Annotated in this window: 18 protein-coding genes; 11 read left to right on the forward strand and 7 right to left on the reverse strand. The window is 37.1% G+C overall.

The genetic code is table 11. The features are described 5' to 3' along the window. Nucleotides 1-57: 57 nt before the first annotated feature. From FJR37_RS01215 to FJR37_RS01225, 3 genes are all read left to right on the forward strand, one after another. Nucleotides 58-540, forward strand: a complete 483-nt coding sequence (locus FJR37_RS01215) for an aminotransferase class I/II-fold pyridoxal phosphate-dependent enzyme (RefSeq protein ID WP_217355147.1) — start codon at nt 58-60, stop codon at nt 538-540. A gap of 85 nt (nt 541-625) precedes the next feature. Then, complete coding sequence (locus FJR37_RS01220; RefSeq protein WP_168465072.1) at nt 626-1,609, forward strand: hypothetical protein; 984 nt, start codon at nt 626-628, stop codon at nt 1,607-1,609. A 376-nt stretch (nt 1,610-1,985) separates the two neighbouring features. Beyond that, nucleotides 1,986-2,504, forward strand: coding sequence for a DUF29 family protein (locus FJR37_RS01225; protein WP_168465073.1), 519 nt, complete (start codon nt 1,986-1,988; stop codon nt 2,502-2,504). Nucleotides 2,505-2,676: 172 nt separating this feature from the next. On the opposite strand, the gene FJR37_RS01230 is transcribed toward FJR37_RS01225, so the two are convergent. From FJR37_RS01230 to FJR37_RS01245, 4 genes are all read right to left on the reverse strand, one after another. Continuing rightward, nucleotides 2,677-3,603, reverse strand: coding sequence for an energy-coupling factor transporter transmembrane protein EcfT (locus tag FJR37_RS01230; protein ID WP_168465074.1), 927 nt, complete (start codon nt 3,601-3,603; stop codon nt 2,677-2,679). A 374-nt stretch (nt 3,604-3,977) separates the two neighbouring features. After that, nucleotides 3,978-5,342, reverse strand: coding sequence for a ribosome biogenesis GTPase Der (der, locus tag FJR37_RS01235; RefSeq protein ID WP_039202145.1), 1,365 nt, complete (start codon nt 5,340-5,342; stop codon nt 3,978-3,980). 162 nt (nt 5,343-5,504) lie between these two features. Further along, complete coding sequence (locus FJR37_RS01240; protein WP_168465075.1) at nt 5,505-5,702, reverse strand: hypothetical protein; 198 nt, start codon at nt 5,700-5,702, stop codon at nt 5,505-5,507. Then, nucleotides 5,695-6,438: a response regulator transcription factor gene (locus FJR37_RS01245; protein WP_027401963.1), complete on the reverse strand. Its 744-nt coding sequence runs from the start codon at nt 6,436-6,438 to the stop codon at nt 5,695-5,697. The genes FJR37_RS01240 and FJR37_RS01245 overlap by 8 nt, the downstream gene beginning before the upstream one ends. A 232-nt stretch (nt 6,439-6,670) precedes the next feature. Here FJR37_RS01245 and FJR37_RS01250 point away from each other — a divergent pair, with 232 nt between their 5' ends. Further along, entirely contained in the window at nt 6,671-7,705 is a 1,035-nt protein-coding gene (locus FJR37_RS01250) for a YheT family hydrolase (RefSeq protein WP_168465076.1), read from the forward strand. A 90-nt stretch (nt 7,706-7,795) separates the two neighbouring features. After that, nucleotides 7,796-8,518, forward strand: coding sequence for a 4'-phosphopantetheinyl transferase HetI (hetI, locus tag FJR37_RS01255; RefSeq protein ID WP_168465077.1), 723 nt, complete (start codon nt 7,796-7,798; stop codon nt 8,516-8,518). 592 nt (nt 8,519-9,110) lie between these two features. Here hetI and FJR37_RS01260 read toward each other — a convergent pair. After that, nucleotides 9,111-9,332, reverse strand: coding sequence for a ferredoxin-thioredoxin reductase variable chain (locus tag FJR37_RS01260; protein WP_168465078.1), 222 nt, complete (start codon nt 9,330-9,332; stop codon nt 9,111-9,113). A gap of 307 nt (nt 9,333-9,639) precedes the next feature. Continuing rightward, nucleotides 9,640-11,559 (reverse strand): PP2C family serine/threonine-protein phosphatase, encoded by a 1,920-nt coding sequence (locus FJR37_RS01270; RefSeq protein ID WP_168465079.1) that lies wholly within the window; start codon nt 11,557-11,559, stop codon nt 9,640-9,642. A gap of 216 nt (nt 11,560-11,775) precedes the next feature. Between FJR37_RS01270 and FJR37_RS01275 the strand changes: the two genes are divergently transcribed. Together FJR37_RS01275 and FJR37_RS01280 are read left to right on the forward strand one after the other, a co-directional pair. Then, the gene (locus FJR37_RS01275) at nt 11,776-12,207 is read left to right on the forward strand and encodes an NfeD family protein (RefSeq protein WP_039204334.1); all 432 of its coding nucleotides are present in this window, start codon (nt 11,776-11,778) and stop codon (nt 12,205-12,207) included. A gap of 80 nt (nt 12,208-12,287) precedes the next feature. Then, the gene (locus tag FJR37_RS01280) at nt 12,288-13,265 is read left to right on the forward strand and encodes an SPFH domain-containing protein (RefSeq protein WP_039204335.1); all 978 of its coding nucleotides are present in this window, start codon (nt 12,288-12,290) and stop codon (nt 13,263-13,265) included. Nucleotides 13,266-13,496: 231 nt separating this feature from the next. Here FJR37_RS01280 and FJR37_RS01285 read toward each other — a convergent pair whose 3' ends face one another. After that, nucleotides 13,497-13,898: a Fur family transcriptional regulator gene (locus tag FJR37_RS01285; RefSeq protein ID WP_039204337.1), complete on the reverse strand. Its 402-nt coding sequence runs from the start codon at nt 13,896-13,898 to the stop codon at nt 13,497-13,499. 126 nt (nt 13,899-14,024) lie between these two features. Between FJR37_RS01285 and purS the strand changes: the two genes are divergently transcribed. From purS to FJR37_RS01305, 4 genes are all read left to right on the forward strand, one after another. Next, on the forward strand, nt 14,025-14,303 hold the full coding sequence (gene purS, locus FJR37_RS01290) for a phosphoribosylformylglycinamidine synthase subunit PurS (RefSeq protein ID WP_027401955.1): 279 nt from the start codon (nt 14,025-14,027) through the stop codon (nt 14,301-14,303). Between the two features lie 232 nt (nt 14,304-14,535). After that, nucleotides 14,536-15,207 (forward strand): phosphoribosylformylglycinamidine synthase subunit PurQ, encoded by a 672-nt coding sequence (gene purQ, locus FJR37_RS01295; protein ID WP_039201097.1) that lies wholly within the window; start codon nt 14,536-14,538, stop codon nt 15,205-15,207. Nucleotides 15,208-15,659: 452 nt separating this feature from the next. After that, the gene (locus FJR37_RS01300; RefSeq protein WP_168465080.1) at nt 15,660-18,659 is read left to right on the forward strand and encodes a hypothetical protein; all 3,000 of its coding nucleotides are present in this window, start codon (nt 15,660-15,662) and stop codon (nt 18,657-18,659) included. Between the two features lie 241 nt (nt 18,660-18,900). Then, entirely contained in the window at nt 18,901-22,512 is a 3,612-nt protein-coding gene (locus FJR37_RS01305) for a helicase-related protein (RefSeq protein WP_168465081.1), read from the forward strand. The last annotated feature ends 69 nt before the right edge of the window (nt 22,513-22,581 follow it).

Raw genomic sequence — 22,581 nt, forward strand, 5'->3', positions numbered from 1 at the left:
CTAACTTATTAAGTTTTAACTTCGCAATTTAAAATAACCTGCCAAAAATTAAAACCCATGAATAAAATCCCTTTCAATAAACCCTATATGACAGGTAAAGAGCTTTGGTATATTAGCCAAGCTCACCACGCTGGACAATTGGCTGGGGACGGCAATTATACCAAAAAATGCCATCAATGGCTAGAAGCGCAAACGAATTGCCACAAAGCCCTACTCACCCACTCCTGTACAGCAGCCCTGGAAATGTCGGCTATTTTAGCCGATTTAGAACCGGGAGACGAAGTGATTATGCCCAGTTATACTTTCGTTTCCACAGCTAACGCTTTTGTTCTCAGGGGAGCAGTTCCCGTATTTGTTGATATCCGACCCGATACCCTAAACTTAGACGAAACCCTCGTAGAAGCGGCAATTACTGACCGTACTCGTGCCATTGTTCCCGTTCATTATGCCGGAGTAGGGTGTGAAATGGATACTTTACAAAACATTGCCCCTTTTATTAGATCCTTTGTTTGTTCAAAGCTATCGTGGCGATCGCATTGACTGTTGGGTAATTACATTATGTCTTGCGGCTTGTTGGTTGCTCAGGCTATCTATTGAACGACTGAGAAATGATCAATCTTGTTTAATGACCGTTAGTATTGCTGGAAGTTTATCAGCGATCGCTCTTTTTGTTTGGCCGAGTGCGCTTATTCTGTATCCCCTTATTTTAATGGAATTATGTTCATTTTTGTCTGTAGTTTTCAAAGCAAAAGGTAACTTAAAAAAGTCTCTAAAATTTTTATTGGGGTTTATTTTTGCAAGTATAATAACGATTGTATTGCTGTTAATACCAATTAAGGATCAGCTAACTGTATTAATAGGCAATTTTATTGAATTTTCGAGTAGTTTAGTTGGTAGCTCTCCCTTAGCTGCTATTATGAATATTCTGACTAGTTTTAAAAATAGTCCTATTTTGCCAATTTTAGCTATATTGGGATTGATTTATAGTCAGGATAAAGCATTAATATTTGCTACATTATTTGCGTTATTTATGATTCTTAATAGTACGGTTTATATCCACAGAGTAATTTATAGTTTACCCTATCTAATCGCTTTAGTTGGTGGAATTTATAGCCAACAAAAATCTTTTAATATTCCCAGATTGACACCTAAAATAAAAGTCATTTGTTTGGTGTTATTGTTAGGCTGGGCTACCAGTTTATCATTGATAATAAGACCAGTAATTGGACTGGGGAACTTAGAGGGAAGAAATCTCAATCTTTTGACTAATGCTGGTATGTCTTCTATTGGAAAAGGTGAATATAAAATCTGGGATTCAACCTGGCAATTTTATCAAACTGGACGATTGCTAAATTGGAAATTATATCAACCTTTTTTCGGAGTTGGAGATCAAGAAACTAGAAATAATTTTCTGAATCAACTTGACTATATTATTCTCCCTCAATCTCCTGATAATCCATATTATCACCTGATCGAAAAATCAGAATTTAAATTAAAAGAATCAATTAAAACTCCAAGTCAAAACAATCAAGGATTTTTACATCAGATTACCAAGGTTTTAAAATCACAAACCAATTACGGACCATACAATCTATATTCAAAATATTAATTGAGGATGCGAGTTATCAAATTTTAGAGGGTGTTTGAAAAGTTCATACTCTCTTAGGCGATTAGAAATCGCGGCTATACAAACAAAACCCACCTTCGTGGGTTCAGAACCCTTGATTTTTAATTAGTCCACGTTCGCATAGCGTTCCGTAGGAATAGCTAAACCATAAAGATCCATGTATGGTATTTAGATACCCTCTGGTAAGAAATCAGAACTTATTCACAGAATTAAATAAAAAATTCGGAGATTTTATTCCCAATTTTTGCTAAATTATGAGCGATCGCATATAATCATCTAATATAGATATGGCGGTATGCAATACGGCAAAACTCTTAATTTTTCTCTGTATAAGTGAATTGTCCTGAGGTAAGAAAATATGACACAGGAATTAACAGACCTCAAAAATAGTATTTTACAAGGACGTTACACTGATGCTTTGGCTATTGTAGATGAATTAGAGGGGATGAGTAAAAAAGCTATTTTACGTCAAATTAAATCTTTTTTAAAGGTGTTATTAATTCATTTGATTAAAAATCAAATAGAACAAAGATTAACTAATTCTTGGACTGCTTCTATTCGCAATTCATTACTAGAAATTCAAGATATTAATCTTAAAGAAAATAAAAAATCCTATTATATAAATCAAGATGAATGGGACAATTGGTTACAAGAGGAAATAGAATTAGCTATAGCTGATGCAAGTTTAGAAGTATTGGGAGGGATTCATAATGAATTTGAATTAGCGGGAATGGTCAACAGAAACGAGGTAATTTCTGTCGCAGGTAAATTTTTGGAATTGACTCATCTATATTCAGTCAAAGAGTTACCAAAAGCTATTGTCAAACTGTTAATTCAGTTACCCGGTGGTGAAGATTGGAAATTAGGGAAAAGATGAGATGACAAATTTTAAGTCACGCTGCGCTAAGTAGTGAGACAAAATTAATTACACAATGCCATTGCGTAAGGGTTGCGTGGCGTTAGCCATATGAAACGAAGTGAAATGAAGCAATTGCAAGGGTTGTGATTGCTTCCCTTCGCTCGCAATGACTGTAAATATTTTTGTCCAATTACTTATCAGCACCAAAGGCTATTCTGATTCCCCAAAATACCATTAAAGTGGCGATCGCTAACCAATCACCCATTTTTAATTTTAACTCTTGCCATTTAACCCGATGTTCGTTAGGACTAGTAAAACCCCTTACCATCATCGCATTTGCCATTTGTTCCGCCCTTAAAAGCAGATTTTCTAATAATCTCTCGGTGACAATTAACCAAACTTTTGCTCCTCCTTTTAATCCTAGCTTTTTCCAATTAATTGCCCTAGTCATCACCGAACGCACTAGGTTTTGAATTTCTTCTAAAACCAGAGGAATAAACCGCAAGGATAAAGTTAGAGTCAGGGTAAGTTCTGTAACTGGAATATTGAACCTTCTCAAAGGCTGCATTAAACTTTCCATACCCGAAGTAATTTCTTCTGGTGCGGTTGTGAGTAAATATAAATTAGTGCTGTAGATTAATGTAAAAACTATTGTACTCAAGCTAATTGCCAAATCCAAAGAACGGCGATTTATTTTCACAAATCCTTTCTGAAATAACACATAGCTATACTTTTTACTGCTATCTGCTATTACTGGGGTAACTTGGGTCTTCTTATCAGTTATTGGTTGAGTGAGAATCTGTTCATTTGCGGGTAAGCGAGGCTGATAACTTACACCTAATCCATCAGGACTAATCGAGCCAATGACTAACACCATAAATGATAGTACCAACAACCAGCCCATTTGTTGTCGCCATACTCTCAGAGGAATTCTGGCAAATACAGTAAAAGTAATTAGCAGTAATACCAATAATACTCGCCAATAGTTATTAGCGACAATATAGCTACTGAGAAAGCTTAATAACCAAATTAACTTTACTCGCGGATCGAGTTTGTGTAACCAAGTTTGCGGTTCTTCTAAGTAAAGTCCGAGAGGGAGCGATCGCAATAAATCCATATTTTGTCAGTTGTCATTGGTCAGTTGTCAGTTGTCAGTAGTTTTTAGGCAAATAACTCATGATTATACTAAAATGGCTTAATCATTTGACCCCGCTGGTGGACAGCTAGGGAATAAATTCGTTTTTAGCGACGTTTGCACCTGTTAAACGGCTTTGTTAAAACCGACTTTAGACAGCCAGGGAATAAATTCCCTGTCTCATAGCTAAAGTGCGTTAAAACGCACTCTAACTAACTCAAAATCTACAATTATTCTATTTCTAGAATAAATACAGCAAAAACAGTCGGTTTTAACCGACTTTAGCTTTTAGACAGGGAATTTATTCCCTGGCTTCCTTTTTGGCTTCCTAACTGACTCCTAAATCCTTACGTTTCCTATTTTACACGAGTAGCACGATTTGGTCCGCCAATTTCCATTTCTCGAACTTTCTTACTGCGCCAAAATAACCGAATCGGTGTACCTTGAAAGCCAAGCTGTTTACGGAATTGGCGTTCAATGTAACGGCGATAATTGTCATTAAAGCGGGTATTATCATTAACAAACAGCGCGATAGAAGGGGGCTGACTGCTAACTTGAGTACCGTAGTATATCTTACCCTGACGACCGCCCCGTGAAGTCGGTGGTGAATGCCAACTGATAGCATCTTCCAGAACTTCATTAATGACTGATGTACTCACACGGCGTTTGTGTGCCTCAGCCGCTTGATTGACCAATTCTAAAATCTTTTCTACCCGTAGCCCCGTATTTGCGCTCACAAAAATAGTATCTGCCCATTCCGTAAAATGTAAGCGTGATTCTAGTTCTTTTTCATGGTCATAGATGGTGTAAGAATCTTTTTCAACAGCATCCCACTTATTCACAACCACAACACAAGCGCGACCTTCTTCTAAGACGCGCCCTGCTAATTTTTGATCTTGTTCAGTGACACCATCTAAAGCATCAATCACTAATAAAACCACATCAGAACGACGAATAGCTTTAAACGCACGGTTAATACTGAAAAATTCCGTCCCGTATTCTATATGTTTCTTTTTGCGAATACCAGCAGTATCAATTAACCTGTAAGTTTGCCCACCTCGTTCAACTATTGTATCAATTGTATCTCTTGTTGTTCCAGAAATAGGACTGACAATAGCTCTATTTTCACCGACAAAAGCATTGAGTAAGCTGGATTTGCCTACATTTGGTCTACCAATAATGGCAACTTTAATTTCTGTATTTTCCTCTACTTCTACTGTATGAGGAATGTGATTCATTAACTCATCTAGGATTTCCCCTGTCCCACTACCATGAATAGCGGAAATGGGGAAAGGTTCACCTAGTCCTAATTCCCAAAATTCAGCGGCTTGAATCACCCCTTGGTCTGGAGATTCACATTTATTCACAGCCAGTAATACGGGAACTGGTTGTTGACGTAACCATTCGGAAATTTCTTCATCTGCGGGCATCAAACCAGCTTGCCCATCCACTACGAAAATAGCAGCACAGGCTTCTGCAAGCGCTGTTAAAGCCTGTTGGCGAATCATGGGGAGAAATTCGGTATCATCGTTAAAAACTAAGCCACCTGTGTCTACTACGACAAATTCCCGATCATTCCAAAAAGCTGGACGGTAAGTGCGATCGCGTGTTACCCCTGGTTCATCATGGACTATCGCCGTTTGATCTCCGGCAAGACGATTTACAAAGGTAGATTTGCCCACATTGGGGCGACCGATAATTGCAACAATTGGCAATGCCATAAACTAGAGTTCTTTAGTGCTGAGTGTGTAGGTGTGCTGAGTTTTGTCTCTACGTTCTTCACCCAGCACCATTTTAGAGAACTACTAATTATATCATAGTTTTTGGTCATTGGTCATTGGTCATTGGTCATTGGTCATTGGTCATTGGTCATTGGTCATTGGTCATTGGTCATTGGTCATTGGGAGGAAATATTCCCCAACTTCCCCAACTTCCCCAACTTCCCCAACTTCCCCAACTTCCCCAGCTTCCCCAGCTTCCCCAACTTCCCCAACTTCCCCAGCTTCCCCAGCTTCCCCAACTTCCCTAACTTCCCCAGTCCCCAGTCCCCAGTTCCCAGTCCCCAGTTCCCTTTCACTCAACTACTGTAGCCATAGTTTCCTCCATTCCCGGAGGTACACTAGGTAATTCCAGACAATATCCTGCACCGTAAACGGTTTTAATGTAGCGCGGATGACGAGGATCAGGTTCGAGTTTAGTTCTCAAGTGGCGAATATGCACCCGAATAGTTTCAATATCATCATCAGGATCATAACCCCAGACTTCTCTGAGGATTTCGCTAGGGGAAACAGTTTGTCCATGACGTTGCAGCAAACAATGGAGTAACTCAAACTCTAAATGAGTCAGTTTCACCGTTGCTTTGAACCAGATAGCCTCAAATCTTTCGGGAACGAGGGTAATCGGTCCATAGTTGAGAATTTCGCTATGTTTTGCTGCTTGGGGAATCCGGTCAGTGCGTCGTAATAAAGCCCGTACTCGCGCTAACAATTCTTCTAGCTCAAAGGGTTTGGTCAGATAGTCGTCTGCACCAGCATTAAACCCTTCCACCTTGTCATGGGTTTGGCTTAAAGCAGTTAACATCAAGACAGGAATCTCGGCAGTCCGTTCATCCCGACGTAAGCGTTGGCAAACTGTAAATCCATCTACTCTAGGTAACATCAGATCAAGCATAATTAAGTCGGGTTGTAGCTGGAGAGCCAGAGCCTGACCTTTAATGCCATCTTCAGCTTGACTAACATCGTAGCCCGCCATTTCCAAGTTGACGGCAACAAGTTCTGAAATCGCTGGGTCATCGTCTATGACAAGAATCCTCGGCATTCTTAAAAAATTATAACTACTTTATTTAACGATAATTGACGCTCTCCCAACTACCAAAATTTCGCTACGCTGATTCTGGGAAAAAGTTGAGGGATGATTAGATGATCAAGCAAACCATAAGGCTTTGTTTTCCTTGATATATAAAAAGATTACCATCTTAATTATGAAAAATATGTTAAATCTAATATAAATATTAAATCCAAACTATTGTAAGATACAATGCTCTTATTTTATGTATAAATACGAATATTTACCGCCCTATTTTTTGCAAAATGGCGTGACCATGACGGCTTATACGGCTTTATGGGCTAATCGGGATTGGGAGAGTAAAATTACTCATCCAGAACCAAAATATCACGAGGTTATCTTCTCTGGGGGTCAAGGTGTGCCAATTTTTGGTCAAGTTGCTATTCCCCCAAATGCCCATAGTACAATTGTTGGCACATATGGTATTACTGGAGAGCTAGACCAGCAATGGTTTTTACGAATTTTGGGACGCAAGGCTTACGCCCAAGGCTATGCTGTGGTGTTATTTGATTGGCGGGCGCATGGTAAAACCGCAGAATTATCGCCAACATTGACTTCGGATGGTTTGTATGAGGGGGAAGATTTTGTTAAAATAGCCGAAACTGCCGCAAAAATGGGTTGTCCTTCACCATTTTGGTTTACGGGCTATTCTTTGGGGGGACAGTTGGCTTTGTGGGGAGTGAAAGCTGCTGCGGATTTAGCACCTAAAGACATTGACATTGCTGGTGGGGCGGTGATTTGTCCAAGTTTGGATTCGTTGCGATCGCTCACCTATTTAGTTAAACACCCTTTTGGTAAATATGTCGAATCTCGCATTGCTAAGGAACTGAAAAAACTAGCCTGGAAAATTCATGCTGCTTATCCTGAATCTATTCAACCAGAAGCTATTGCCAGGGCTAATAGTATTTGGGGATTTGATGAAGAATTGGTGATTGCCCGTTTGGGTTTTGCGACGGTTGCTGATTATTATCAAGCCAGCAGTGGTTTAGAATTATTACCAAAATTATCTCAACCAACTTTCATTTTATATGCTGCTGATGACCCTTTATTTGATCCGGCTATCATTCCTGATTTAGAAGTTGCTGCTAGAAAAAATCCTGATATAGATTTATTACTGACTCGCTACGGTGGTCATGTTGGTTATGTGAGTAGCAAAAAATGTCAAAATCAATACCAAGATCCTGATCAATGGTGGGCGTGGAATCGTGTTTTAGAGTGGATAGAAGGAGTTAGGAGTTAGGAGTTAGGAGGAAGAAAGAATATCCCTAACCTTTCCGACTATATCAAACGTTTTGTCTCCCGAATTTTTACAGTTTAATTATTAGATATTGTGTGTAATTTGAATTGGCTACCCGCACCTAAAAAATTAGATTTGTTATTAAATGATGTGCATATTTGGCGCATTAATTTAAATTCTGATGAATTACAATTACAATTTTATCGGGAAACTTTATCTAGTGATGAAATTGCTCGCGCCGAAAGGTTTTATTTTCCTGAACATCGGCAAAGATTTATGGCTGGACGTGGCACTCTCCGCGCCATTTTAGGGCAATATTTAGATATTGCCCCTAAACAAGTAGAATTTGAATATCAGCCGCGTGGTAAGCCTTTATTGGCGGCTAAATTTGCTGATAAAGGATTGTTATTTAATTTATCTCATTCCCAAGATTTGGCTTTATTGGGGATAAGTTATCAACATCAAATTGGTGTGGATTTAGAATATATTCGCACTATGTCTGATTTGGAAGGTCTGGCGAAAAGATTCTTTTCTGCTAGAGAATATGAATACCTGCGACTACTTTCTCTCGCCCAACAACAACAAATATTTTTTCGTTATTGGACTTGTAAAGAAGCTTATTTAAAAGCTACAGGAGATGGTTTAGTACAGTTAGAAGAAATTGAAATAGATTTAACACCAAATCAACCTAGTAAATTACTTGTCTCAGGAGATTGGAGTTTAAGGGAATTAACACCGGCAGATAATTTTGCGGCTGCGGTTGTGGTTGCAGGTAGTAATATTAATTTGCATTGTTGGGAATATTTTCTTGATTAAGTTAATATCTTCCTTTATCCCGTTCTAAATCGAAAATCGCCTTTTCAAGATACCATCGGTCAGACTGTCCGGGGTATTTTATCATGAGATGGTTGATTAGTCTTTCGGCGGTTGTATTCTCATTATTGAGTTTGCGAAGTAGTTGCTTCCACAACCTCGAATTTTTGTATGTATTGTGGGTATTTTTGGTATAGGGTTTAATCCTTAGTCTCCGTTGAAAAATGTTTTTAATGATCCAAATCGGGTTTTTATTTGGTGAAAATCTAACTCGCCTATAAGCATTTATTACCTGATCAAGTATCAAAAATATTACTCGTAGTCCCAGGAGGAAGAGAATGATCTGGGTGAGTATAAGAATTAGAGGACTCATACTTAACTAAACGGAGACATTGTTTAATTCATCTTCTACCTTAATATCTTTCTTTCCAGTGACTTAAATCACGTGAAAGCGTGTATTAGAAATTTCACGAAAAGGCGAACTGGCAAGTCAGCACCATCGCACACATCAATAATAAAACTAATCCGTGTAGCACTTTGGGTTGGCGACACGGTACGGACGGTATTTTTTAATTTTTAATTCCGCCCTGTGGTACTAGATATTTTCTATTTCAAAATCGCGTAAATGGGCTTTAAACTTTTTGCTAAACTGGACTAAAAAAGGAAAGTTGGCACTTACAGGTCTATCATGCCATTGGGTGACAATAGCCACTAATTCCCCTTCTGCATCCTTGATGTCAAAAGCATCACCGCGATGTTCGGGATGATGATAAACTACTACTGATTCTTTCACACGCACGCGATCGCCTACTTTCATAATAAATATCTTATGTATCTAACTTTTGTTGTTCCTAAACCATCTCCACAGCTATTTTGACTGCAAAATCCAGCATGATTTAATGGCAAACCCAATTTTACAACACATTGCGCTATTAAGCTGTAGAACAAACTTGTATATTTCTTATTGAAGTGATTGGTAATTGGTAATTGGTAATTGGCAATACTCTTTTCCCTACCTCCCCCTACCTCCCCCACCTCCCCTACCTCCCCCACCTCCCCTACCTCCCCCACCTCCCCTACTCCCCCTACCTCCCCCACCACCCCTACCTCCCCTACCCCCCTACCTACTCCCTTCCCGGACATAATTCTCGCACCTTTTGGGGAAGTTGCCGACAGACTTGTGAGAATGATTGGGGCGATAATTGCCACCAAGCAAATAAACTGATTGTGGTACTTCCCAATAATAAAATTAATAATCCTGCTAATAGTACCAAACCTTTACTTCTAGATGGTTTTAGCGGTGCTTCTGTCAAACTTAAATCAAGCAAGGCTTGGGAACTTGCTGTTAAATCTGTTTCTATGGGTGCTGATATAATTAATGCTTCTGCGTCAGGGACGGCTAAGGGTTGGGGCGGAATAATTTCTGCTGGCGGTGCGGGTATAATTGCCATTGAGGATGGTTTGGCAACACGGCAAAGAGTCAGGACTACAGATATATTATCTTGGCCATTCTTTTCGTTAGCCAGTTTAATTAATTCCTGGGTAGCGTCTGCTATGTCTAAATCGCCTGTAAGTACGGGAATTGCGTAGTCTTGCCAAGATTGTTTGACTAAATTGCGATCGCTTAAACCATCGGAACACAGCAATAAAATCCCATCTTCTTCTATAATAAATCTTTGAACCGAAAAGTTGAGAAATTCCGCTTCTTTTGTGCCTAGTGCTTGGGTTAGGGCTTTAGCTTCTGGGATTTGCAATGCTTGACGATATAAACTTTTCCCTAAACCAACTTCTCGTTTTACCATATCATCGTCCACAGTCAGGAGTTGACAATAATTTTGAGTAATCCAATAAGCACGACTATCACCAACATGGGCTAAATAAAGTTCATGGGAATTTTCTAACTGTTCTCTTCTTTGAGGGATTTGCAATGACATAACTAAGGTTGTAGCCATGCGTTCCTTTCCCTGACGTTTTTGCTCGTCATTGCGCGACCATACTACATTATTAACGACTCGTAAACAAGACTCTATTTGTTGACATAAAAGCTTAGGAGTTAATAATTCTGTTTGTTCGTCTATTTCTGCCAATAAAGCCCGCATTTGCAATTTGAGAGACTGCAAAGCTAATTGACTCGCAACTTCACCACCTTCATGACCACCAATACCATCACAAATAATTGCTAGTCTTGGTTGTAATTGATCATCTAAGTCCCTTGGATGACTAGGATAACAAGCATCTTCATTATGTTTAATGACGGGACCTGGATCTGTCCCCCCGGCTATAGTTAAATATAAAGGTAATTCTATGGCTGTTGTTAATAATAGTTCATTGAGTTGAGTATTAATAATTTCTAAATCATTTTCAGGTTGACACATTAACTCAACTATGTATTCTAATTTTGGGGAACTGGTGGTTTTTGCAACTGTCACCCAATTGCGCCAAGAATTACCTAAATCTTGTAAAGTTAATTCTTCTGTGTTTTGATGCAGTTCTAGTAAGCGAATACACCAACCTTGCACACATAAATTATCTGCTAATAATAAACTTTGGGCAACTCCCAATTCTGATAAAGGTGTCCACAATTGAAGAATTTGCCATAACCAATAAATCTGTCTCACGGGAGATGCTTGTTCCCAGGAGTCGGTAATTGTTGGGTAAATGCAGCCTGTTTCATCTATGGGGGCATTTTCTAGTAAAAGAATATCATCTTCTATTTCGGCTAAGGAGGTAAAACCATAGGCTTGGGGTATATGCAAATGTTCTGAGTATAAGTGTAGGTAGGGAATAACGATATTTGGTAGTTCTGCGGGGATATCTGGTAATAGTGCAGGTTGGGTGTCTAACCAAATTTGGGGTTTGATGACTTCATATCTGTTTGCTACCTTTGTTTCTGGGGAAATTTCTGCGGCTTGGTTGCCAGTTGCCCAGAGATAGCGGTAAATTAGGGGGGTGTGACAGCGATCGCAAATAGTATCTCCGACGCAGTTCAAAGGTTGATCACATTCTGGATTTGGGCAATTAATCACCCGTTTGGTAGAAAACATAATTAAAATCAGGATTAGTTTTTTTTGTCAAGATTCACTGTATTGGTGTATCTAATGCCAAGTTAAGATAAAACTGCATGGAATAAGACTTTAAGAATATTTGACCGCAGATAAACGCAAATAAACGCAGATAAGAATAGATGAATAGATTTCATGATTCTGTTCAGCCTCACATAATATTGGTATCAGTAAATTCATTGTAAAGGGAAAAGCGTTATGCCAAGTTCTAGCTTAATTTGGCTGTTGGCGGGTTCGGTTCTGTGTTTGACAGAACTGTTTTTACCATCGGCTTTTGTTGCTTTTATGATGGGCATTAGTGCTTTAATTGTAGGATTATTGTCTTACTCTGGTATAGGAAACTTGTGGATACAAGTTGCAGTTTGGTTGTTTTTGTCTACTACTCTGATTATCCTTTCCCGGCGGTTTTTGCAACCAAGACGACGAAAATCGCCCATTCAAGATGCAGTCATTGGGGAAACTTTAACGGAAATTTTACCAGGACAGGTGGGTAGGGTATTATACGAGGGTAATTCTTGGCGAGCCAAATGTGATGATCACAAAATTAGCTTACCACCTCAACAAACTGTTTATGTGGTGAGAAGGGAAGGGACGACTTTAATTGTCATGCCAGATTATTTTTTGAGTTAGTTGTTAGTTGTCAGTTGTCAATTGTCAGTTATTCGTTCCGGCTTTAATGGTTAATACCTGCAAATTAGGAGAAAATTATTATGGAACAGCTTTTTTTACTGATCATTTTGGCACTTGGTGGTTCTGCTGTTGCTGGATCTGTGCGTGTTGTCAATCAGGGAAATGAGGCTTTGGTGGAAAGATTGGGTAGTTATAACAAGAAAATGCAGCCCGGACTAAATTTTGTGATGCCGTTTGTTGATAAAGTTATCTACGAAGAAACTATTCGAGAAAAGGTTTTGGATATTCCCCCTCAAAAGTGCATCACCCGCGATAATGTGGGGATTGAGGTGGATGCTGTGGTCTACTGGCGAATTGTGGATATGGAAAAAGCCCGCTATAAGGTGGAGGATCTGCAATCGGCTATGGTAAATTTGGTGTTGACTCAAATTCGTTCGGAAATGGGACAATTGGAGTTAGATCAAACTTTTACCGCTCGGACTCAAATTAATGAATTGTTATTACAGGATTTAGATATTTCTACTGATCCTTGGGGTGTAAAGGTGACGCGGGTGGAGTTGAGGGATATTATTCCTTCTCAAGCGGTACGGGAAGCAATGGAATTGCAAATGTCAGCGGAACGACGCAAACGCGCATCTATTTTAACTTCGGAAGGTGATAGGGAGTCGGCTGTGAATAGCGCTAGAGGTAAGGCAGATGCCCAAATTTTGGACGCGGAAGCTAGGCAAAAATCCGTAATTATGCAAGCAGAAGCTGAACAGAAATCAATCATTCTTAGGGCGCAAGCAGAACGCCAACAACAGGTTTTAAAGGCGCAAGCGATCGCTGAATCGGCAGAAATTATCGCTGAGAGGATTAAGGCTAACCCTGATGCTCAAAAAGCACTAGATGTGCTGTTAGCCTTAAATTATTTGGATATGGGGACTACTATTGGTAAAAGCGATAGCAGCAAGGTGATGTTTATGGACCCTCGCACTATTCCAGCTACTTTGGAAGGTATTCGTTCTATTGTTTCAGATAATGCTCCTAATCCCAAACCTCTCTTTCCCACTAATTAAATAATTTTTTCTTCTTTTATTTCTTCTTTCTGACTCCTGACTCCTGAATGGGCGCAGGCCCTGCGCCCCTACCTCCTGATAGCGCAGCGTGGCCTTAGCCGTACTCCTTCTTTCTGACTCCTAACTACTAGTCTGTCAACCCGAAAATGACGGGTGAAGGCAAGCAGGGGGAGAAGAGAGGCACCGGGGGTAGGGGAGGGAAGAACAGAAGTTTTTTCCGATCATTACCCGTCAAAATAAATTTGACGAACTACTAGCTTGACATTTTGTACATAGTCCAAAAAATTCTAGAGTGTGATAAAACACTTTAAATTGATGACTGGTTTGTAATTGATTTTCGAGTTCATGGACAGGACATTGATGAATAGGAATGGAAATGCCACATTGGAGGCAAGTTAGATGATGCTTGTCCTGTTGTATTAAACTATAAAGGGCTTCACCATTTACTAAAGTTCGCACTTGCACTAAGCCTTCTAATTTGAGAGCATCCAAGGAACGATAAACTGTTGCTAAACCCATGCTTTGGTTGAGATTACGTAGTTCTACGTAAATTTCTTGAGCAGAAATGCCTTGTTTAAGATTTTGTAACAGGTTTAAAATCCGTTCTTGACTACGGGTATGTATGGCTCTCATAAATCGTTGTTAAATTTGTATTTATGTAGAGGTAATTCATGAATTACTTCTACTCCTGATTATATTTTCACTCAGTTAGACCAGAAAAGTTATAGGATAGCGATCGCAGCATTCAGCAAAAAGCCTGTGCAAATAAAATATTTAGCTAAAATTTTCGTGACTCTGAGAACTTCAGTTTTAGATCCTGCTGGTGTGGCTGTACAATCTGGCCTCAAACAAATGGGATACGACAATGTGGAACAGGTGAGAATTGGTAAGTACATTGAGTTAACCATTACCGCACCTGATGAAATGAAAGCGCGTCGAGACTTAAATCAAATTTGTGACCAAATGTTATCAAATCCAGTCATCGAAAATTATCGCTTTGATTTGATTGAGGTAGAATCACAAACTGGCGTATTTTGAAACTGCTAATGGGTAATAGGTAATTGGTAATAGAAACAATACTATTGCCAAAGCCCTGAAACCCTATTGATATCCTCACGATTTTATTGGGTTTCAGACATATTTTGGAAAATTGGCAATAGTATTGAGAAAATAAATAATTTGCCTCTTGCCTCTTGCCTCTTGCCTCTTGCCTCTTGCCTCTTGCCTCTTGCCTCTTGCCTGTTCCCTGTTCCTATTCCTCTGACAAACAATGAAATTCGGTATTTTAGTTTTTCCAGGTTCTAATTGCGATCGTGATGTTGCCTATGTGACTAGAGATTTACTAGGACAACCAACGCGGATGATTTGGCATCAAGAGACGGATATTAGTGATATAGATGTGGTAATTGTCCCCGGTGGCTTTAGTTATGGGGATTATTTACGATGTGGGGCGATCGCTCGCTTTTCTCCTGTAATGCAGCAAGTTATCAACCATGCACAACAAGGTAAATTTGTCATCGGTATTTGTAACGGGTTTCAGGTATTAACTGAGGCTGGTTTATTACCTGGGGCATTGGCGAGAAATCAGGATTTGCATTTTATCTGCGATCGCTCTCCCTTAAAAGTTGAGCGTAATAATTTACATTGGACTCAAGGTTATTTTGAAGGGGAAATCATCACTTTACCCATCGCACACGGAGAGGGGCGATTCTACAGTGACGAAACTACTTTAGCAGAAATCGAAGCCAACGGACAAGTTTTATTTCGTTATCAAGAAAATCCCAACGGTTCACTCAACAACATTGCGGGGATTTGTAATCTTCAAGGCAATGTTTTGGGCATGATGCCACATCCAGAACGAGCAGCAGATTCCGCGTTAGGTAATAGCGATGGTTTGCGCTTGTTTCAGGGTTTGTTGGGGAAGGTAGCGGCTTTGGTGTAGTAACTCAAGTTGCTTTATCTAGGTAATTGGTAATTGGTTTACTGGTATACTCAAAACGGCTTGATTGTTTGATTTTAAACGTAGGAGTGAAGCAAGAGCTTCATTGGTGTCAACTTAACGTAAAACCTCTATCCCGCAAAGAACTCAAGTCATCTCATTCCCAGTCTCTGACTGGGAATGAATTCTAGAAGGCTCTGCCTTCAATAATATTAGAGGCAGAGCCTCATCAACTGCATTCCTAGTCAGAGACTAGGAACGAGATGTGGTAGGGATTTGAGCTTAAGTTGACACCAATGAGCAGTGCTAAACGTAAATATTTTTGTCCAATTACTTAGATACCTGGCTTCTGAGTGGAGTCGGGGATTTTTGTTCTGATTTTATCTTGACTTGTCAAGACGCAAAGCCTTATTATTTATTAAGTGTAAATTTAAAAACAATATTTAAGGGTGCAAATGAACAGAATAACAATCAATCCAGACTTAGCTAATGTTGATTATACCGATTTATTAGCAAAAATTTTATTAGTTTTACAGAAACCGTATCAACAAATATTTAAAATTTCTGATGATAATAATCGGTTACGAATCAATATTGATCAGGTAGCAAATGAAGTTGCTAATTTGCAGGTAGAAAATCCCTTGGGAGCATCTGGAAACAGCGTCCGTTCTGCTACTGTAAATATTAGTCCAGGTTCTGAACAAAATTTTCGGACTCAAATTCATGCAATTAAAGATCGTGTCAAGAAATTATTAACATCATCATTAGGAAATAGTGAATCAATAGAAGAATTTGTGAGTAAATTAATTACAGATTTACAGACATTCAAAGGAACAACATCTAAATTAGACTTTACCTATACTTTTCCTCCTTATAATAATTTACAAAAACAACGGTTAACTTTTAATAAGAAGAATCCTGAAAACAGAGAACTGCTAAAAGTTCATAAATTGACTATTTCTGTCCAGAAAACCCATGATTTTGAGGCAGAATTGCGAAGGGGTTTAGAACATCATATTCGGGTGAAATTTGCGGGTGCAAATGCTGAAGAAAAACAAGACTTGGAATATATTCTTGAGGATTTAGAAAAAGATAAAAATTCCGATATTTTCCGATTGCGGGATGTTGTCAATAAGGAAACATTAGGAAAACTCAAAAAACAAGCCCAGATAAATTATTTAGAGTTTCTACTAGAAAATATTAACACTAAGACTAGCAATTTAAATGCCGCTGGTGCTATCTATTTAGAAGATTTGATTAGAAGACTCAGACTTATAGAAACATACATCAACGATAGCAACAAAGCTGATGGTGATTACCTCGTCAACTATGCAGGGGTTTCCGTTAATTACAAAGATGCCTTTTCTCGTGGTGAAGCATTTGATAAGCTACCAATTATTCCCATAGTCGAAGGTTTTTTGGGAGAAACAAAAGATGAAAATCGGGGAGAAATTCAATTTGTATTTGGACTCAAATTGAAGTTTGATGGTAAAGTTCATACTAATGGTGGTAGAAACGTTTTTGATGATCGTCTTAATATCCTGAATCCAGATAGTCAAGAACATAAAGACGCACTTGCAGATCCTTTACAAAGAGAATCATTTCCCAAAAATGTCTTACAAATAGCGTTTTTATACTACTTCTTATTTGCGTCTCCTCATAATCCCAAAAGTAATAATTATGTTCTTAACGATGAATTAAAATATGATCCTTTAGAAGCCTTTGAGAAAAAGGTAATTCATAAATTACAGGGTTCTGACGAAACAGCAAAAGAACAACTGCTTCGGAATATTTATAAATACTTACAAGAATTTAATATTCAATTTAAAATCAATCGTCTCAAAGGTGTATTGCAAAATCTCCTCAAGCGGAAAACTTCCTTTCCTACAAGAGAGTACCCTGTACATATTTCTGTAAAAAATGGCATTCTTGAAGAAGATACCCAAAATATTTTTAATAACAATACATTGTTTAAACCTGTTGTCAGAAAAAATTATAAGGAAGTTCTCAAATACATATCTTTGGGAAAACCAAATACAGAAACAAATTCCCTTTGTACCCTACCAGCTAAAGTTACTATCAACGACATTCACTTTTTTGCTACAGAAGATCAAGAAACCTTTAACATGGAATATGATTTAAATGCTATCCGTGCATTACCAGTAATTTTTGCACCTTTAGATGATCCGAGATGTTTAAGTATTTATAGTCAACACTTCAAAACTCGACAACTTTTATTATTTCCCTATCGTTTAGAAGATAAAAAACTAGAACCTCCTCAAGCTTTTGTTTATAAATTTACTTACGGTTTGCTTGCTTATATTTGTCTTGAACTTTTATTAGAGAAGCAGAAAAGATTATTTGTTCCCATTCTCAGATTACATCTAAATACAAAAGATGATGATGCACCAATAGAAAAATTTATAGTTTCTTTATCTGCTGTTTTATCTCATTTATTTAACGAAACTCATCGTGCGAATGAACAGGGAATTGATATCAGAAATTTGACGCATAAAATTCCTAATACCATGAGTTCTTTGTACTCTGTTTTACCAAAAAAATTCACTTTTAATGGTTCTTCAAAATCTCCCCAATTAGACAAACTGGCTATTATTATTGTCTCTAGTCGTGAAAGTGATAGTCAGTGGAGTGGTTCTGCAAAAATCTCCAACTTAATGGGAGAAATAATCTGTGTAAACATGAAAAATGGGGAAATTAAATTCCAGTTACCGACAACTTTTTCTGATAACTGTGATAACCAAGAAATGTTTACAAATCCTAGTGTGATTATTGACAAAGTAACTGAACTTTACAACTGGGGATATAAGCATATTGTTTATATTGCTAAAGCACCTTATACCAGCACATTACATCTAACACAAACAGAAGATAATGATGGACTTTTCTTTATGTCAAGAGATGTAATTAGAGGTTTAAAATCTGAATATCATGATCTGAAAATCTATCCCATGTTTTTTGATAAATACTATGCGGTGAGATTAGAGGATATCGCAGCCAGTTCTTTATATATTCAAGACACAGTAGAACTAACAAAATTACTCGAAGATCCTAGCAAGAAATCTGTTGTATTTTTCAACTTATTTAATGGAATGAAAGTAGGTAAGGAGGAAGAAAGATATTATAGAGGTGTTATTTCCTATGCGACGCTGTTAAATAGTTATAAAGGAATTCTTGATGATGAAGATATCCATAAAGGACTTATTTTTGATGGTTCGTTGAAAGATGATATTTTGGAATATTTAACTTTATTTCACTTCTCCCGCTACCAAAAAGCCGAAAAACAAATCCACATTAAACTAGATCCTTACGACAATTTAATTGGAGATAAATCCGTTGGTAAACTTTCTTTACTTAATCATTTTAAAGGAAAAGGTGAATTTAACTCTTTAGCATTTTTAACTCTTGTGAGAAAAGTGTTAAATGCAAAGCAGTAGGGGTAATTCATGTAGCTTGCTTCCCGAAGGGTATTAACCCTAAAACTTTCAGAAGAAGAAGCAACAGGGAACAGAAAAAAACTCATGTTTTTAAACATGAGATTGAAATAATGATACTGTTTTTTCGGGCTACACATCTTTTAAAAACATCTTTTTCTTAACTGAATCTCTAAACTGGTGAAACTTTAGTTTCTTATCTGTTCCCTATTCCCTTTTTTTGTAAAATTATCTGAAAATTAACATGAAATCTAAAATAGCTGAAGATTTGGGACGTTTGTTTGAAGTAGGTTTTAATATTGGGGTTCTTGCTTATATTGAAGAACAGAAAATTCAGCACAAATTTGGTGATTTATATCGTCAGGAACTACAGCAACTAAAGTTATCTAAAATTCAACAGCGAGTTATTGATAAAGTTATCAGCACTGTAGAAAGAGAAATGGCTAAAACTTGGAGTGTGTTCTTTATTCAAAAGGGGTTTTTAAGTGGCTTTAATTTCTTGCGAGAATACATCAAATCTACTGGTTGGGATAAACCACACAAGTTAAAAAATATAGAAATCTTATATTATCAATGTCGGTTTAATGGTGATAATAGTATTGGTACTTATGACACCAAAGATAATTTTCAATGGTTTGGTGAAGTCTTATCTCAATTTGATAACTTAGATAACATCCCTCAATATATTACAAATGATCAGAAAAAAGGTGAATTTCTGAATGCAGATACTTTAATTTTATTACGTCATCGAAAAGAGTATCGAGTTATTTGTGTTGATTTATCAGTATTTTCTATTAATTCTCATCAAGATGTTGAAAATATTGATTATATAGAAATTATCCGTCGGTTATTGCTGCGAGATATTAGTTATTTACGGTCAAAAAGTGTTTTTTCTAATCTGAGAATTGATACTGAATCTTTAGGTTTAGAATTTTCGGAAAGTTTAAAGACATACTTTACTGCTTTCAAATATAGAGACAAAGAAAGTACCAAATCAATTCAAGCTGCTTGTTATCTCCATAGCTTCTATGAATTTCTCCAAAAAACCACTATTCTCCCAGATACAGCAAATGTAGTTTTCAATTCTATAGGATATAGCGATCGCGGAATTAGCACAATATCCATTCAACGAGAAAATGTCGATATCTTAAAAACCTGTTATCAGATTTACAAGCATGATTCCAGTCCCCAAGAAATTCCCCAAGCACGTAAACAAGTTTTAAATAAAATTAAAAGCAGTGCTTACCGGAGTTTTGAACGTGGTAAGGAGTTTGTTGATTCTCTTTTAGAAATTCCTGCTGATAAAATTACCCTTTTACCGCGTCACACAGAGAAAATTACGGGATTTATCAATTCTGTGGGGACAGTTCCTTCAGAATTAATGAATGATTTGGGTTTAACTGGAAGTATAACATTAAGAGATGCTCATGCTGAATTAATTAAAAAAGCCTTAGTTTCTCAATCAACTTACATATTTTTAACGGGAAATCCGGGAATTGGTAAAACTACCGCAATTGTTGATTTTTTGAAAGCACATATAAATGAAGGTTTTCTTTTCTTTTATGTTAGTCCTCGCAAACAAGTTAATTTGGATATTATCGAAAAATTCAAAGATAAAAATACCGGAAGATTATCTCATGACAAATTATTAGCTATAAACACTAACAGCAACTTAATTACAAATAATTTTGGTCGTTACACAGTTCAATACACATCTAACCAGCGTCAGGGTAAATTTATTGAAAAGTCTGTTGACTTTCTCGATAGTAGAGATATTGAACAAAAAGCCAGACGTTCGGACAGATTTCAGCGAACTAAGGAAGATGTAATTCAAGATGTGGGACAAAAAAAGCAGGGTGTTCTCAATAGCATTTGCGAAGCTATTTCCACAATTGTGGAACAAAAAATATCAAATAATATTATCGCAACTGCTTCTATTCAATCCTTGAAAATGACTGATACTGGTAATACATTAAAGCATTTTGATAAGATATTTAGAAATGCTTATAATACCTCAGATGGTAAAGTTTTACCGCGAAAAATGCAAGAAATATCTGGGAGAATTAAACACCTATTTATCATGATAGATGAAATTACAGGTGATGATGGAGGTGTGGAGTTTTTAAATGGAATTCATCAAATAATAGAAAAGTATCAATTAATGGATTCTCAACATGGTTTTAATACTAAAGTAATTGTTGCTGATGCTTCTATTGTTGATAAAAACGTGATTATTCAACACCTATCTGATACCTCCCCAGAACCAGATAAAATATATTTCCGCCGTGCGGTAGATACGGCTCAACCTCTTTCTATTCAACCATTAATATTTAAAGGTTTAGAATCAACTGTTATTAATACTAACTCCTACCCAGCAAGCAGTTTATCTATTAGTTATCAAGTATTAGTTGAATCTTGTAGATTTAGGGAAGAAGGAGGATTAAAGCAACAATATAATTTAGAATCTGGGTTACAAACTGAGATTTTAAAAGATATTGAATCTCTCCTTCAACGGTCAGATGTTGAACAAATAATTGTTTATATTCAAAACAAGCGTAAATTAGCAGAATTAATTGATAAAATTAAGCGAAACTGGGGGAAGTTTGAAAAATGTACAGATTATTTAGAAATACACGCAAATATTTCTGAGAACGAAAAGAAAGAAATTCAGAAATTTCAGGAAAATGTCAAAGTCATTTTTATGACTGCTTGCGGTAGTCGGGGGTTATCTTTTCCTAAAGCTAAACATATTTTAGTAGAAATTCCTAAATTTGAAATTGAAAAAAACCTTATGGAAATAATTCAAGTTATTTACAGAGGTCGGGGAAATCAGCATATAGATAGTCAAGAAAAAGAACTAATTTTTTACTTAGCAGAACGAGCAGTGTATTATCAAGATGATGCAGAAATATCTTTACAAGAAAGTGCGCTGAGTCTATTAAATATATTATTGATTTTAAAAGGTTCTATCATGACCCGGATTTTTGGTTATAGTCGCATAGGTCGAGATAATTTTATGCTGATTCCTATCGGTGGAAAATCTGTTTTTGCTGCTGGAGAAACATTTTCTGCTCAAATGGTCAACCTGATTCGTCAATTAAAAACAGAATATCAACACAATAAAAGCGATATATTGCTAAAACAAGTTTATACAAATTTAGAAAATCTCCTCGGACGAGCAGATTTTGTCATTCAAAGTACAACTGAGTCTAATTATTTAGGACTACAAAAGTGTTTTAACAACAAATTTTCAGAAATTTCTCATACTTTAGATAAGTTACTAGATTTTGGAAAACTTGAACCTGGTTATATTAGTGGTGGTTTGTTGGTAGTACCTATTGCTAATAATAAATTAGAAGAAACTTATCAAATGCGACTAGCTGATATAGCAACTTACGCTAATGAAGAACTGTGGAAAAATATGCACGAAATTACCCGCCGCAAATCTTATTATCCAGAAAATTTACGATCTGCTATTCAAGATGCTATAGAATTAGTGAAAAATCTCAAAGATGATGTCAAGAAAACCCAAAGACTAGAACAAAGTAGTCAACACAATGATCAATATTACGCTTTACCATTATTTGCGTTTATTAGTGGGGAAGCAATGAAAGAATATTTTGAAAATGAACCCCAAGAACCGGAAGATCAACTTTTTCGGGATATTTTATCTACCTACATTCGTTCATTATATCCCGTTGGTAATGTTTTACCAATTGGTCATAATTACAAAGAATTTCCCTTTGTGGTATTTAGAAGTTATAGCTTAGAAGAAATCAGAAACAAAACATTTACAGAAAAGTACCTATTAAATTCTCATGAATTAAATGTGCTAAATTTGATTCTTTCTTCTTAGAGGGTGTTTAAAAAGTGGTATCCCATAATTTTCATCACATTGTTACCCCCCTTCCCCTTGTAAAGCTAC

It is taken from the genome of Aphanizomenon sp. UHCC 0183, assembly GCF_009712065.1.
Classification (GTDB): Bacteria; Cyanobacteriota; Cyanobacteriia; order Cyanobacteriales; family Nostocaceae; genus Dolichospermum; species Dolichospermum heterosporum.

Excerpts from the sequence above, each read along its gene's own strand:
- FJR37_RS01245 (WP_027401963.1), bottom strand. The coding sequence starts at position 6,438 with ATGCCGAGGATTCTTGTCATAGACGATGACCCAGCGATTTCAGAACTT.
- FJR37_RS01270 (WP_168465079.1), bottom strand. The coding sequence starts at position 11,559 with ATGTTTTCTACCAAACGGGTGATTAATTGCCCAAATCCAGAATGTGAT.
- FJR37_RS01280 (WP_039204335.1), top strand. The coding sequence starts at position 12,288 with ATGGAACAGCTTTTTTTACTGATCATTTTGGCACTTGGTGGTTCTGCT.
- FJR37_RS01305 (WP_168465081.1), top strand. The coding sequence starts at position 18,901 with ATGAAATCTAAAATAGCTGAAGATTTGGGACGTTTGTTTGAAGTAGGT.
- FJR37_RS01230 (WP_168465074.1), bottom strand. The coding sequence starts at position 3,603 with ATGGATTTATTGCGATCGCTCCCTCTCGGACTTTACTTAGAAGAACCG.
- FJR37_RS01225 (WP_168465073.1), top strand. The coding sequence starts at position 1,986 with ATGACACAGGAATTAACAGACCTCAAAAATAGTATTTTACAAGGACGT.
- der (WP_039202145.1), bottom strand. The coding sequence starts at position 5,342 with ATGGCATTGCCAATTGTTGCAATTATCGGTCGCCCCAATGTGGGCAAA.
- FJR37_RS01220 (WP_168465072.1), top strand. The coding sequence starts at position 626 with ATGACCGTTAGTATTGCTGGAAGTTTATCAGCGATCGCTCTTTTTGTT.
- FJR37_RS01275 (WP_039204334.1), top strand. The coding sequence starts at position 11,776 with ATGCCAAGTTCTAGCTTAATTTGGCTGTTGGCGGGTTCGGTTCTGTGT.
- FJR37_RS01260 (WP_168465078.1), bottom strand. The coding sequence starts at position 9,332 with ATGAAAGTAGGCGATCGCGTGCGTGTGAAAGAATCAGTAGTAGTTTAT.
- purQ (WP_039201097.1), top strand. The coding sequence starts at position 14,536 with ATGAAATTCGGTATTTTAGTTTTTCCAGGTTCTAATTGCGATCGTGAT.
- FJR37_RS01300 (WP_168465080.1), top strand. The coding sequence starts at position 15,660 with ATGAACAGAATAACAATCAATCCAGACTTAGCTAATGTTGATTATACC.
- FJR37_RS01250 (WP_168465076.1), top strand. The coding sequence starts at position 6,671 with ATGTATAAATACGAATATTTACCGCCCTATTTTTTGCAAAATGGCGTG.
- FJR37_RS01215 (WP_217355147.1), top strand. The coding sequence starts at position 58 with ATGAATAAAATCCCTTTCAATAAACCCTATATGACAGGTAAAGAGCTT.
- FJR37_RS01285 (WP_039204337.1), bottom strand. The coding sequence starts at position 13,898 with ATGAGAGCCATACATACCCGTAGTCAAGAACGGATTTTAAACCTGTTA.